This is a genomic window from Cupriavidus sp. 01L415 (genome assembly GCF_056400065.1).
Window position 1 is genome coordinate 162,388 of sequence record NZ_JBFTSP010000003.1, and the last position, 13,821, is coordinate 176,208.

9 protein-coding genes are annotated in these 13,821 nt (G+C 65.7%); 2 read left to right on the plus strand and 7 right to left on the minus strand.

Annotation, left to right across the window (positions count from 1 at the left end):
- Window positions 1-168: 168 nt before the first annotated feature.
- Both treZ and treY read left to right on the plus strand, forming a co-directional pair.
- Window positions 169-2,130: a malto-oligosyltrehalose trehalohydrolase gene (gene treZ, locus AC1DOX_RS08430; protein WP_441616654.1), complete on the plus strand. Its 1,962-nt coding sequence runs from the start codon at window positions 169-171 to the stop codon at window positions 2,128-2,130.
- Window positions 2,127-4,742: a malto-oligosyltrehalose synthase gene (gene treY / locus AC1DOX_RS08435; protein ID WP_441616652.1), complete on the plus strand. Its 2,616-nt coding sequence runs from the start codon at window positions 2,127-2,129 to the stop codon at window positions 4,740-4,742. Before treZ ends, treY begins: the two co-directional genes overlap by 4 nt.
- A 48-nt stretch (window positions 4,743-4,790) precedes the next feature.
- Here treY and AC1DOX_RS08440 read toward each other — a convergent pair whose 3' ends face one another.
- The 7 genes from AC1DOX_RS08440 to AC1DOX_RS08470 all read right to left on the minus strand — a co-directional run bounded on the left by AC1DOX_RS08440 (window position 4,791) and on the right by AC1DOX_RS08470 (window position 13,674).
- On the minus strand, window positions 4,791-5,795 hold the full coding sequence (locus AC1DOX_RS08440; RefSeq protein WP_441616650.1) for an SDR family oxidoreductase: 1,005 nt from the start codon (window positions 5,793-5,795) through the stop codon (window positions 4,791-4,793).
- Window positions 5,796-6,146: 351 nt separating this feature from the next.
- Window positions 6,147-8,630: a DNA ligase D gene (ligD, locus tag AC1DOX_RS08445; protein WP_441616648.1), complete on the minus strand. Its 2,484-nt coding sequence runs from the start codon at window positions 8,628-8,630 to the stop codon at window positions 6,147-6,149.
- A gap of 45 nt (window positions 8,631-8,675) precedes the next feature.
- Window positions 8,676-9,011: a MoaF-related domain-containing protein gene (locus AC1DOX_RS08450; protein ID WP_441616646.1), complete on the minus strand. Its 336-nt coding sequence runs from the start codon at window positions 9,009-9,011 to the stop codon at window positions 8,676-8,678.
- Between the two features lie 8 nt (window positions 9,012-9,019).
- Window positions 9,020-9,958, minus strand: a complete 939-nt coding sequence (locus AC1DOX_RS08455) for a cyclase family protein (RefSeq protein ID WP_441616644.1) — start codon at window positions 9,956-9,958, stop codon at window positions 9,020-9,022.
- Window positions 9,959-9,979: 21 nt separating this feature from the next.
- Window positions 9,980-11,113 carry an alkene reductase gene (locus AC1DOX_RS08460; protein WP_441616642.1) on the minus strand — a complete coding sequence of 378 codons (1,134 nt, stop codon included), beginning with the start codon at window positions 11,111-11,113 and terminating at the stop codon, window positions 9,980-9,982.
- 12 nt (window positions 11,114-11,125) lie between these two features.
- Window positions 11,126-11,929 (minus strand): 2,5-didehydrogluconate reductase DkgB, encoded by an 804-nt coding sequence (dkgB, locus tag AC1DOX_RS08465; RefSeq protein WP_441616640.1) that lies wholly within the window; start codon window positions 11,927-11,929, stop codon window positions 11,126-11,128.
- A 155-nt stretch (window positions 11,930-12,084) separates the two neighbouring features.
- A complete protein-coding gene (locus AC1DOX_RS08470) occupies window positions 12,085-13,674 on the minus strand; it encodes an aldehyde dehydrogenase (NADP(+)) (protein WP_441616638.1) in 1,590 nt (529 codons plus the stop codon).
- Window positions 13,675-13,821: the final 147 nt, after the last annotated feature.

Below are 13,821 nucleotides of genomic sequence, written 5' to 3' on the forward strand. Positions count from 1 at the left end.
TCGCACGCGCGTTCGCCCGCGATCGAAAACGGGCAGCGGGAGGCTCATCTTGAACGCGAACATCCTTCTTGTTGCGGCGCAAGCCATGCCAGCGACAGGTGGCATCGCCCCCGCGTTGACCCGATGCGCGGCCACGTCCGCCTGAAGATAGCCTGAAGGTAGCCCGCCATGATGCATGCGATCCCCGCGACACCCGGCAAGGAAACCCAGCCCGCCCTGCGCTGGCAGACGCTCGGCACCGCCGCGCGGGAGCAGCCTTGCGCCGGCGAGGGGGCCGAGGCCTACCGGTTCGGCCCGGTCCGCCTGGCCGATGGCCGCATACGCTTCCGGCTCTGGGCACCCGATGCCGCCGCGCAGCGGCAACCCGTCCGGCTGGAGGTCGCCGGCATGACGCCGATGCTGATGGCGCAAGTGGAAGCGAAAGCGGGCTGGTTCGATGCCGTCACGGCCTGCTGCGACAACGCGCGCTACTGGTTCCGGCTGGACGACGGCACCATCGTGCCGGACCCGGCCTCGCGCCTGCAGGCCGACGACGTGCACGGCGCCAGCGTGCTTTGCCTGCCATCGCCGGAGCAGGGCTTTGCGTGGCAACACGCGGCATGGCATGGCCGCCCGTGGCACGAGGCAGTGATCCACGAACTGCATGTCGGGCTGTTCGGCGGCTACGCGGGTGCCACCACGCAACTGCATCGGCTGGCGACGCTGGGCTTTACCGCCGTCGAACTGATGCCGCTGGCCGAGTTTCCCGGCGCGCGTAACTGGGGCTACGACGGCGTGCTGCCGTTTGCACCAGAGCGCAGCTATGGCACGCCTGACGAACTGCGCGCGCTGGTCGATACCGCTCACGGGCTGGGCATGATGGTGCTGCTCGACGTCGTGTACAACCACTTCGGCCCCGAGGGCAACTACCTCCACCGCTACGCCAGTCCGTTCTTCCGTGCGGACCGCCAGACGCCGTGGGGTCCGGCCATCGATTTCCGCCAGCCCGAAGTCCGCCAATTCTTCGGCGAGAACGCGCGCTACTGGCTGGAATCCTTCCGTTTCGACGGGCTGCGGCTCGATGCCGTGCACGCCATCGAGGACGAAGGTTGGCTGCCGGAGCTGGCCGATCAGCTTCGCCACTGCCTGCCCGGCCGCCAGTTGCATCTGGTGCTCGAGAACGACCACAACGACGTGGCGCTTCTGCATGCCGGCTACGACGCCCAGTGGAACGACGACGCCCACCACGCGCTGCATGTGCTGCTGACCGGCGAGCACGATGGCTACTACCAGGAGTACAACACCGACCTGCCCGGTGCCGTGACGGCGGCACCCGGCACGCCGCCGCTGCGCCATCTGGCGCGCGTGCTGGCCGAGGGATTTGCCTGGCAGGGGGAGATGTCACCGTATCGATCCCACGACGGCTCCCATGACGGCCCCCGAGCTCGCGAGATCCGGCGGGGCCAGCCCAGCGCCCGGTTGCCGTCCACGGCGTTCGTGATGTTCCTGCAGAACCACGACCAGACCGGCAATCGCGCGTTTGGCGAGCGGCTAGCCACGCTGGCGGAGCCGGATGCCCTGCGCGCGGCGGTGGCGCTGCAACTGCTTTGCCCGCAGATCCCGCTGGTATTCATGGGCGAGGAGCATGGCGCACGCACGCCGTTCCTGTATTTCACCGACCATCCACCCGCGCTGGCCAGTGCCGTGCGCGACGGGCGCCGCCGGGAATTTTCCGCAACGGCGGCATTTCGCGATAACGACCGGGCAGCGAAGATCGCCGATCCGAACGTGCCGGAAACGTTTGAGGTGTCTCGGCCAGTCTGCGACGACACCGATGGCTATTGCCGCGCGTGGAACCACTACTACAGCGAACTCCTGTCGATCCGCCGGCACGAAATCGTGCCACGCCTGCGCGGCGCCCAGTCCGCCGGCGTGACGATCCTCGCGGACAAGGCGCTGGTGGCGCGCTGGCGACTCGGCGACGGCAGCCTGCTGGCGATCTGGCTCAACTTCAGCGAGGAGCCCGTCGTCGTCAACCAGGATGGCGATGCCGGGGAAATGCTGCATGCCAGCCAGCCCGGCGCCATCGCCACGTTGCGCGCCGGCACGCTGATGGAACATTGCTGCGTGACCTGCCTGCAAGCGCCATGACCGAACTCGACCCCACCGGCATTCCGCGGGCCACGGCACGGCTGCAACTGCACGCGGGATTCACCTTCGCGGACGCCGCGGCACTGGTGCCCTACTACGCGGGGCTAGGCGTAAGCCATCTCTATCTCTCCCCGATCACCACGGCGCGGTCCGGCTCCACGCACGGCTATGACGTCACCGACTTTACGGCGATCAACCCGGAACTGGGCGGCGAAGCCGGCTTTCTAGCACTGGCCCGCCAGGCCCAGGGGGCGGGCCTCGGCATCGTGGTGGACATCGTGCCGAACCATATGGCTGCCAGCGCCACGCACAACGGCTGGTGGCGCGACGTGCTGGCGCGCGGCGCGGACAGCAGCCATGCTCGCGACTTCGATATCGACTGGCAATCGCGCGATCCGGCATTGCACGGCAAGGTGCTGCTGCCGATCCTGGCCGACGCCTACTGGCACACCCTGACCGCCGGCGGCATCGCGCTGGTGCGCACCGGCGACGGGCAGGTCACGTTGCGCTATGGCGATCACGACCTGCCGCTCGCCGAGCCCATGCTCGACATGGCAATCCCGTCGGGCCCGGATGCCATGCATGCGCTGCTCGAACGGCAGCATTACCGACTGGCATGGTGGCGGACCGCCGCGACCGAGCTGAACTGGCGCCGCTTCTTCGAGATCAGCGACCTCGTGGGCGTGCGCGAGGAATGCGACGACGTGTTCGAAGCCGTGCACGCGCTGATATTCCGCCTGTATCGCGAGGGCTGGATCGATGGCCTGCGCATCGACCATGTCGACGGACTGGCGGACCCGGCCGGCTACTGCCGGCGCGTGCGCGAGCGACTCGATACGTTGCGCCCCGGCCGACCCGCCGCGCGTGCGCTGTCGCATCCGTGGCTGGTGGTGGAAAAAATCCTCGCCGAGGATGAGCCGCTGCCCGCCGACTGGCGCGTGGATGGCACCACAGGCTATGACTTCATGGACAACGTGAGCGCGGTGCTCCATGACCTTGCCGGCGAGGCGGCGCTCACCTCGCTCTGGATGCGCATCAGCGGGGACAGCCGTCCGTTTGCGGACTATGTGGGCGCCGGCCGGCACCGCGTGCTGGCGCGCCACCTCGTCACCGAACTCGACGCCGTCTGCGCGCGCCTGCACGAACTGGCCCGCGAGGCGCCCGCCACGCGAGACCTCTCGTATTACGCGCTGCGCCATGCGCTGTCATCGTTTTTGGTGGCGTTTCCGGTCTATCGCACTTACTTTCGCACCGACTTCACGACGTCTGGCGAGACGTCGAACGAAGCCGCACGCGACAGCGCATACGACACGGCGATGGTGTCCGCCGCCGCGGAGACTGCCCGCACGCATCTGGCGCCCGACGAGGCCGCCGCGCTCGATTTCATCCTCGCGCGATTGCGCGGCGACGCCCGGCCCGATACGCGCGCGGGGCAGCTACGCACGAAGCTCCAGCAGATCATGCCGGCGCTGGCGGCCAAGTCGACGGAGGACACGGCCTTCTATCGTTACGGCCGGCTGCTGTCCCGCAACGAGGTTGGCAGTTCCCCGGGCACGCTCGCTCTGGCGCCCGAACGCTTTCACTCGCGCATGGCGGCGCGGCACGACGGCTATCCGCACGCGATGCTGGCCGTGGCCACGCATGACCACAAGCGCGGCGAGGACGCCCGCATGCGGCTGGCCGTGCTGAGCGAACTGGCCGGCGAATGGGCCGATGCGGTCGCGGACTGGGAAGCACGTCTGGCGCCGTTGCTGGTGGCCTCGCCCAGAGGGCCGGACGGAGCGGACCGGATCATGCTCTACCAGACCTTGCTGGGCGCATGGCCCGCCGATCCGCGCGCATTGCAGGCCGAGGAAGCCCAGCGTGCGTTCGTCGAGCGCATCCTGGCCTGGCAGCGGAAATCGATCCGCGAGGCCAAGCGGCACGGCAGCTGGACGCATCCGGATACCGCCTACGAGTCCGCCAGCGAGGCCTTCCTCGCGGCGCTCGCCAACGGTGAACCGGACAGCGTGCTAGAGCGCATCGGCCAGTTTGCCGACCACATCGGCCCCGCGGCGGCGATCAACAGCCTGTCCCAGACCCTGATCCAGCTGACGGCACCGGGCGTCCCGGACCGCTACCAGGGCAACGAGGGCTGGGACTTCAGCCTGGTCGATCCCGACAACCGGCGCGCGCCGGACTTCGCGCGGCTGCAGTCGCAGCTGGAATGTCGCGGGGGCTGGTCGCACTGGTTGCAGCACTGGCGCGACGGCCGCATCAAGCAGCAGGTGATTCGCGCGGTATTGAAGCTGCGACACCAGCAGCCGGCGCTGTTTGCGGAAGGCACCTATGAAGGGCTGGCGGCCGATGGCAAGCTGGCGCCACAAGTGCTGGCGTTCGCACGGCGCTGCGGCACGGCTGAAGCCATCGTCATCGCCACGCGGCTGGCGGCGCGGCATGCGGACCCGGCGTTGCCGCGCATCCCGCCGCAGTGTTGGGGTGATACCGGCCTGCACGCCGAAGGCAACTGGGTGGACTTCCTGACCGGGCACGCGGTCAGCGCCCATGCGGGCTGCCTGTGGATGAAGGACGTGCTGGTGGGGTTGCCTGTAGCCGTGCTCGTGCGCGCCTGAGCGGTTCGGTCAATGCTGCTTCTGTCGGCTCTATTGACGCTATCGACGCTAACGCCGATTCCGCAGCTGCATCATGCACGCCATCGCCGCCGATGCACCCACCACCAGCGCGGTGGTCAGCAGCGGATGCCTTGCCGTCGTCGTGTAGGCACACGACTGCAGCGCCCGCCGGCTGCCCGTGCGTTCCCTCAGGCCGTTGCCGGCGTCATACAGCGCGTTGTCCTCGCGCGGGCCTGCGGGATCGCGCGTCTGCTGCGCGCGTCCCATGAACCGGCGCATCAATCGGTCGAACGTGTGCGGCGCGTGATAGGCGGCGGCGGAAAAGGCCTTGGCGGATGCCCCCACGAACATGTCGCGGCGCGGATGCGCGGCGGCAAACAGGATGGCGTCCGCGGCCAGCGCGGGGTCGTAAAGCGGCGGCGGCAGGCGGGGTTCCACGTGCAGGAAGTTCTTGGCGTGCGTGACGATGGGCGTATCGAGGCCGGCCGGCTTGATCAGCGTGACCGAGATCGGCACCCGCTCCTGCTCGAGTTCGAGCCGCAGCGTATCGGTAAAGCCCTTGATCGCGTGCTGGGATGCCGCGTAGGCACCCTGCAACGGCAGCGGCCCATCGGAGGCCTCGCTGCCGATGTTGATGATCGCGCCACCGTTCTGCCGCAGATGTGCCGCAGCGGCCAGCGATCCGTGGACCACGCCCCAGTAGTTGGTGTCGAACAGCCGGCGCTGGTCCTCCAGCGGCACATCGTCATGCCGGCCGAAGATGGTCACCCCGGCGTTGTTGATCCAGGTATCGAATCCGCCAAAGCGCTCGATGGCCGCCTGCGACACGCGTGCCACGTCTTCGTGGTTGCCCACGTCGGCCTTGACAATGATGACTTCCGCGCCCGACTCGCGCAGTTCTTCCGCCAGCCGTTGCAGGGAATCCTCGCTGCGGGCCACCAGTACCAGCCTGGCGCCCAGCGCCGCCGCCTTGCGCGCCGTGATCAGGCCCACTCCGCTGGTGGCGCCCGTCAGCACGACGACCTGCGAACCAATGCTTTTCAGGGATTTCATCTCCGTGTCTTCCTGTTTGCGCCCGGAACGGACGGGAATGTCGCGCCGCGGCCTCCGGGACTCGCTGCCTCCCGCGCGATGTGACGCGGTGCGAGGGTGTGAGTCTCCTCGTGGGATGTCGCAAATCCCGTTCCCGGTGGTGCGCGTTAATGGTTGCCCGTGTGGACGCCGCCCGGCGGCCGGTGTGCGTGCGTGTGCGGCGCAACAATGGCCGACAATCGCTCTGGCAATGGGCGGTCAGGAATTACAAAGGCGGTAAAGACGACGACCATGCACAACTCGCCCTTCCGCGCGTGGCGTGCGCTGCATGAGCTGGAGTGGCCGGAGTGGCGACTGAGGGCTGCGCCTCATTCAGCCCAAACGTTCCATCGCAGCCGTCAACGTCTGAGCCGTCTTCCAGAAATCGCGCCAGGGATCGGTGCGCTGGAAACTCAGATACTCGCGCGCATTACGCACGTTCCAATAGTCGGGACCCTTCAGGTCAGAGAGTTGGCGCCATGATATGGGCATCGATACCCCCATGCCGGGGCGGGCCCGGGCCGAAAATGCGGCGACTGTCGTCTGCCCGAGGCCATTGCGAAGGTAGTCCACGAACACCTTGCCTTTGCGGTTGGCGGCTCCCGATTTGGCGACAAAGCGCTCGGGAAGCACCTTTGCCAGATGGCACACCACAGCGTGTGAAAAGCCCTTGACCGTGGGGTAATCCAACTCCGGAGCCAGTGGGACGACAACGTGCAGGCCTTTCCCCCCGCTGGTCTTGATCCATGCTTTCAACGCCAGCTCGGTCAGGAAGCCTTGCACCAGTTGCGCCGCCTCCAGGACATGCCGCCACGACACACCTTCGCCCGGATCAAGGTCGAAGACAATGCGGTCCGGGTAACGAAGCGCGGCAACCGTCGAGTTCCACGTGTGAAATTCGACCGCGTTAAGCTGGGCAGCGGCGGCGAGGGCATCCGCTGAATCGACCGTCAGCAAGGCGCCATGCCCAGGCCACAATGACTTCGGATGCGCGGTCAACCCTGACAGCCGGCTCGATTCGAGGTGTTTCTGGAAGAAGACCTCCTTCCCGATACCGTCCGGTGCGCGCAAGAACGCAACTGGCCGCGCAGCAAGATGGGGGAGCATCCACTCCGCCACGCTTTCATAGTATCGAACCAGATCGAGCTTCCTGATGCCACTTGCGGAGTCGATCACTCGTTCGGGATGCGTCACTTTCACCGCGCTGCGAGACACGTTGGTATCGACTTCAACCGCCTCCTGACGGATATCCTTCGGCGACTTGTCACTGCGCAAACCTTTGAATGAGGCATGACGAACGCGGCCATCGCGTGTCCACGCGGAAAACTCCACCTCCGCAACCAACTTTTGCCTCACCCAATGCGTTGCAGCAGCATTGCCCTGCGCCCAGCGCGTGCCCGTCATTTCCGACGCATCGAAAGCCGCCTTGCTGACTTGCAGCTTTTCAAGTTTCTCCCGCAGATCGGTAGCGGTCTTGCCGGTCCAGCCGGTACCAACACTACCGGCAAATCGAAGTTTGCCTTGATCGTAAACACCAAGCAGAAGCCGACCCACCTCAGTTCGTGACCCTGCCCGATAGCCAAAGCCACAGATAACGAATTCCTGTCTCAATTTGCACTTGGCCTTTATCCAGTCGGGACTTCGCGTCGACGTATAGGCAGACTCGGCACGCTTGAGCACCAGGCCTTCCAGGCCAAGCTCGCATGCGGACTTGAAAACCTGCGCGGGCGGCGCTTCGAAGCTCTCGCTAAAACGCACCCGGTCGGCTTTTCCTTCGACCAGTTGCGCCAGATGGGCACGCCGCATGCTCAGCGGCGTACGCCTCAGGTCATTCCCTTCCCAGTAGGGAATGTCGAAGACAAAGTAGACAATGTCGTTATTGCCCTCGCCCTTGATCGCATTCTGCAAGGCGTTGAAGTCTGGCACGCCGTCACGCAGAACAACTATCTCGCCGTCTACCCACCCCTCGGAGATACCTAGCTTCTCGATGTCTGATGCGACGCCTTTCAGTTTGTTCGTCCAGTCCTCGCCGCCACGCGTCAACAAGGTCACCCTGGAATCGATGATTCTGGCCAGAACCCTATATCCATCGAATTTTGCTTCGATGATCCAGTTGCCCCCACTCGGCAAAGACGTCGTGGGCACGGCGAGTTGTGGGGAAAGATGCGCCGGAGTTTTTGACCGCTTTGCATTGACCAGAGAGGCTCCTGCGGCCGCAGCCCCATTCGCGACGATTTTCGGCGCTTCGAGAGCGCCAAGCGGATGCGCTATGACGCTGTCAGGGAAGGTGCTGATGACGTCGAACTGGGCCAGCGATCGCGCCCATTGGTCGCGCTTCTTGAACAAGATCCATTGGTCGTGCGCGTCATCGGACCTGGAGATGCGCACGAGTTCCCAACGACCCGCAAGCTTCTGGCCGTGTAGCAGGAACACCAGCTTCCCGGCTTCCATGCCGGCATGTGGATCACCAATGGGCTCCCATGTCCCGTGGTCCCAGACGATGACGGTACCCGCGCCATACTGCTTCGGCGGGATCGTGCCCTCGAAATCTGCATAGTCGAGCGGATGGTCTTCCACGTGGATCGCCATCCGCTTCTCTGTCGGGTCGAAGCTTGGCCCCTTGGGGACAGCCCAACTCATCAATACGCCGTCAAGCTCGAGTCGAAAGTCGTAGTGCAGTCGCCTGGCCCAGTGCTTCTGAACTACGAAGCGAAGCTGATGCGATTTCCCACGCTTCCCGCGCGCCGTCGCGGAGGGTTCCGTGGTGATGCGGAAATCACGCTTTCCGCTGTACCGGTCAAGGTCGTGATGTGCCATGCAGACAGCATATACGCTCGCCAGACGGTTTCCCCGTGGGGCGCCTTACGCGTCATTCGTGCCGGCCAGCGCGGTCAAGGGTCCCTGCATCCGGTAGAACGTCCGGTCAGCAGCGGTGAAGAACGCCATGGACCGGCCGTTGGCGAAGTCGTCGACGTGCACCACGGTCGCGCCATCGGCTTCCTGCCACGAGATTGCGTAGACGCCCTCCGCAATTTGCCGCCATTCGCAGGGCGCCTCCCCGCTCGCGCCTGCGTAGGGGCCCGAAACAATGGCGTAGCGGATCGATCGCCCATCCTCGGCGTAGAGGTTGTGCGCCGAGAGGCCGTCGTAGTCGACGCGAAAGCCGCGGCCCGCGAACGGCGGTCGGTCAGAAGTCATTGGATTGCTCATCGGATGGCTACCGGGTTGATGTTGACTTGCGTGGAGCCCACGTACAGTGGCTGGCCGAGCACGAACAGGAACTCCCACGCCTTGTCGCGCACCAGGGCACGGCTGTCGATCAGTTCAAGGTTGTAGATACCGCGCCTGGCCAGCATGAACTGGTTGACCGGAAACTCGTCCTTGCCGTGGGGATTCGGATAGACCTCGGACGCCCAGGTATCGCCGCCAAAGGCGACGATGCCCTGATCGGCCAGCCATTGCGCGGCTTCCATGCCGATGCCCGGCTCCACCTCCAGGAACTGGCGGTTGTCCTTGCCGATGAGTTCAAGCCATCCGGTATTGAACAGCACCACGTCACCCTTGCGCAGCGTGACGTCCTGCTTCTTCAGCACCGCCTGGATGTCGGCCACCGTGAATTCGGTGCCGCCCGGCACGACGGACTTGCCGTAGTACGCGGTCATGTCCAGCACCACGCCACGCGTGACGATCGGCGGCACCTTCTCGATCCCCAGCCGGTGCACGCCGTCCACGCTGACGAAATCGGCAGCCTTGTTGCCGTTGTAGTAGACGTTGTCGATGCCGATATGGCCAATGCCGTTGAGCTGCGTGCCCACGCCCGTCCAGGCGTTCACGAGTTCGTCGTTGAAGGTGAACTTGTTGGGCCCCAGCGACTTGCCGGCCTGCTGGCCGACCTGGACGTTGTAGAGCCGGAAGCTGCGATGGCGGAACGCGGGCAGGTCCTTGTCCACGGGCACGGCCAGCGGATAGGTCTTGCCGGTCTTGACCAGCGTAACGGCGTGCTTCACCACATCAGGTGTCAGCAGATTGGCAGCGCCGATCTCGTCGTTCGCGCCATACGGGGACGGATACCAGTCCGCCGCCGCAGCGACCTGCATGACAAACGGCAGCGCCGCCGCCACGGCGAGTCTTGTCAGTGTTTTCATCGTGGATTTCCTTCGTTCCGCTCAGGCTGCCTTGGCGGCGAGTGCCGGATAGTCGGTCAGACCGGGCGCACCGCCACCGAACAGCGTGTCCCGATCATGTGGATTGAGGGCGGCGCCCTTGCGCAGGCGCTCCGGAAGGTCCGGGTTGGCCACGAACGGACGTCCGAAGGCGATCAGGTCGGCCCAGCCTTCGCGCAACGCGGCGTTGGCGTGCTCCACCGTGTACTTGCCAGCATAGATCAGCGTGCCCGGATAGACCTCGCGCAACCGCTGCTTGAATGCCGTGGGCATATGCGGGGCGTCATCCCAGTCGGCCTCGGCGATATGGATGTAGCCCACGCCGATCTCGCCGAGCCGCTTCGCCGCTGCGGTATAGGTCGTCTCGGGGTCGGCATCGACGCAGCCATTGAGTGTCGTCAGCGGTGCCAGGCGGATACCGACGCGGACCTTGCTACCCGTCCCCTCGACCAGAGCCTGCGCCACCTCGCCCAGGAAGCGCAGGCGGTTGTCGAGCGCACCGCCGTACTCGTCGGTGCGGTCATTGGCTTCGGAGTCGATGAACTGGTTCACCAGATAGCCGTTGGCCGCGTGCAGTTCCACACCGTCGAAGCCGGCCGCCATGGCATTGCGCGCGGCCTGGCGGAAGTCGTCGACGATCGCGTGGATGTCTTCGACACTGAGCGCGCGTGGTTGGGACGCCTGCACGAAGCCGGGCTTGCCATCGCGTTCGGCAATGAACACGTTGACGCCTTGCGCCTGAATGGCCGACGACGACACCGGTGCGTGGCCGTCGAGCAGGCTGATATGACTCAGGCGGCCAACGTGCCAGAGCTGGGCAAAAATGCGCCCGCCAGCGGCATGCACGGCACTGGTGACCTGGCGCCAGCCTGCCACCTGCTCCGGCGTGTGGATGCCGGGCGTCCACGCATAGCCCTTGCCAAGCGGCGAAATCCAGGTGCCCTCACTGACGATCAGGCCGGCGCTGGCACGTTGCGCGTAGTACTCGGCCATCAACGCATTCGGTACGTCACCGGGCTGGCTCGCGCGCGAGCGCGTCATCGGCGGCATGACAATACGGTTGGGAAGTTCGAGGCTGCCGAGCCCATACGGCTCGAACAGCGGCGTGCGTGCTTTGGACATCGTGGATACGGACATCGTGGCTTCCTCTCAATCCCAAACCGGGGCCAGGCCCTCGGGGCTCACCTCGCGGCCACTGCGTTCCAGCTGGGCAATCGCCGCCATGTCATCCGCATCGAGCTTCAGCTCGCGCGCCAGCAGGTTGCTCGCCAGGTTCTCTCGTTTCGTCGATGACGGAATCACCGCGTAACCGAGTTGCAGCGCCCACGCCAGCGCTACCTGGGCCACGGTGGCATGGTGCCGGGCGGCAATCCGTGCCAGCACCGGGTCCTGTAGCACCTTGCCGTAGGCCAGCGTCATATACGACGTCACGGCAATGCCCTGTTCCTTCAGGAACGCGGTCAGCTCGCGGCTCTGCAGGTAGGGGCTCAGCTCGATCTGGTTGGTGGCGATTTCGCCCTTGCCGACCACTTCGATCGCCTGCCGGGTCAGTTCGATATTGAAGTTGGAGATGCCGATCTGCCGCGTCAGGCCCAGCGCCTTGGCTTCGGCGAGCGCCTTCATGGTTTCGGACAGTGCCACGCCGTTGCCCGGCGCCGGCCAGTGAATCAGCGTCAGGTCGACATAGTCGGTGCGCAGCTTGTTCAGGCTGTCGCGCAGGCTCGGAACGAGCTTGTCGGCGGCGTAGTGCTCGGTCCAGATCTTGGTGGTCACGAACAGCTCGTCGCGCTTCACACCGGCCTCCGCGATGCCCTGGCCGACGTCGGCCTCATTGCCATAGATCTGCGCGGTATCGATCGCGCGATAGCCGAGTTCCAGCGCGTTGCGCACCGAATCCACGGCGACCTGGCCGGTCAGGCGGAAGGTGCCAACGCCAAATGAAGGGATGCTCATGGGAAAACTCCTGTGTAAAGGTCCAATTGGGAACAATGGGAATGGTTGGAGTCTGCCTCGTTCACTCTTGCGGATTAAGCCGCATATCGACGAAATATATTTGACGCCAAGTCAACAATGGAACCGCCCGACGCCATGGCGCGGGGGCGGCGCGCCTAGCCAATGATCGGGCCGCGCGTGCGCGCGCCGTTCACCAGCCGGTCGATGCCAAGCGGATTGGCATTCTGGAGTGCAGCCGGCAGCAACGCGTCATCCAGGTTCTGGAAGCAGACCGGCCGCAGAAAGCGATCGATCGCCAGCGTTCCCACCGAGGTCCCACGTGCATCGGACGTCGCAGGATAGGGGCCACCGTGCACCATCGCGTCGCACACCTCGACACCGGTCGGATAGCTGTTGACGAGCAGCCGTCCTGCCTTGTGTTCAAGCGCTGCAACCAGTGGCGCGGCGTCGGCCAGGTCCTCCGGCTCCGCGATTAGCGTGGCCGTGAGTTGCCCCTGCAAGGCGTCAATCGCGTGCTGAAGCCGGGCAGCGTCATCGAGTTCCACCAGGATGGTGCAGGGCCCGAACACTTCCTGCTGCAAGCGTCCCTCCGGCTGGAACAGCAATGCCGCATCGGCTTGCCACAGTTCGGCGGACGCCTGCCCGGGTTGCGACGGCGCGGCGGCCAGCAAGGCCATGCCGGGCGTGTCGGCAAACCTCCGCATGCCTTCCTCATAGTGTTGCAGGCCCGCGGCATTGAGCATCGTCTGCGCGGGTGCGGCGGCGATGCTCGCCTTGAAGTGCTCGACAAATACGTCCAGCGCGGACGAGCGGATGCCGAGGATAAGACCCGGATTCGTGCAAAACTGGCCGGCACCCAACGTCACCGATGCGGCAAGCTCCGCCGCGATCGCCGCCCTGCGGCGCGCCAGCGCGTGCGGCATCAGGATCACCGGATTGACGCTGCTCATCTCGGCAAAGACGGGAATCGGATGCGGCCGTGCGGCGGCCATGTCGCAGAGGGCTCGGCCGCCGCGCAGCGAGCCGGTGAATCCCACTGCGCGGATCTCGGCATGCCTGACAAGATGCTCGCCGACCCGGTCGCCGAAGATCATGTTGAAGACTCCGTGCGGCATACCCGTGGCTTCCGCGGCACGCACCATGACGTCGGCGATGACCGATGCCGTCGCCATGTGACCCGTGTGGGCCTTGAATACCACCGGACAGCCGGCGGCGAGCGCCGACGCGGTGTCGCCGCCGGCCGTCGAGAATGCAAGCGGAAAATTGCTGGCGCCGAACACGGCCACCGGACCGACGCCAATGCGGTACTGGCGCAGGTCGGCACGCGGTATCGGCGTACGTTGCGGCATCGCGAGATCGATGCGTGCGCCCAGAAAGTCGCCGCGCCGCAGCACGGCCGCGAACAGCCGCAACTGATGGCTGGTACGTGCGCGCTCCCCCGCGATGCGCGCACTGGGCAGCGCCGTCTCGCGGCAGACCAGCCCGATGAAATCCTCGCCGAGGGCGTCGATGCCATCCGCCGCCGCGTCCAGAAAGCGGGCCCGCTGCTCGGGCGCCAGCGCGCGGAATGCAGGATAGGCGGCCGCGGCGGCGCGGGCCGCGGCGGCGACTTCGTCGACCGTGGCCTCATGGAACGCGTAAGGCAGCCGCTCGCCCGTGCGTGCATCGACACTGTGCAGCACGGTGGCACCGCCCGCGCAACGCGTGCCGCCAATATATTGTTGACCGGAAGGTTGCATCGACATGGGAGTCTCCTGGAGATGGATGCGGCGTGGCCGCGAGTGTCGGACGACTCTATGCGCCGGCGCCGGTGCGCGCCAATGAAAAGGCCTGATTTCCCGATAAACGGCGGTTATCCGTGCGCCGTGCCGCGATCAGTCGAAGGCGCTATA

Bases quoted from the DNA above. Each gene is read 5' to 3' on its own strand.
- AC1DOX_RS08455 (WP_441616644.1), bottom strand. From the start codon at position 9,958: ATGAAAACACTGACAAGACTCGCCGTGGCGGCGGCGCTGCCGTTTGTC.
- ligD (WP_441616648.1), bottom strand. From the start codon at position 8,630: ATGGCACATCACGACCTTGACCGGTACAGCGGAAAGCGTGATTTCCGC.
- treZ (WP_441616654.1), top strand. From the start codon at position 169: ATGATGCATGCGATCCCCGCGACACCCGGCAAGGAAACCCAGCCCGCC.
- AC1DOX_RS08440 (WP_441616650.1), bottom strand. From the start codon at position 5,795: ATGAAATCCCTGAAAAGCATTGGTTCGCAGGTCGTCGTGCTGACGGGC.
- treY (WP_441616652.1), top strand. From the start codon at position 2,127: ATGACCGAACTCGACCCCACCGGCATTCCGCGGGCCACGGCACGGCTG.
- AC1DOX_RS08460 (WP_441616642.1), bottom strand. From the start codon at position 11,113: ATGTCCGTATCCACGATGTCCAAAGCACGCACGCCGCTGTTCGAGCCG.
- AC1DOX_RS08450 (WP_441616646.1), bottom strand. From the start codon at position 9,011: ATGACTTCTGACCGACCGCCGTTCGCGGGCCGCGGCTTTCGCGTCGAC.
- dkgB (WP_441616640.1), bottom strand. From the start codon at position 11,929: ATGAGCATCCCTTCATTTGGCGTTGGCACCTTCCGCCTGACCGGCCAG.
- AC1DOX_RS08470 (WP_441616638.1), bottom strand. From the start codon at position 13,674: ATGTCGATGCAACCTTCCGGTCAACAATATATTGGCGGCACGCGTTGC.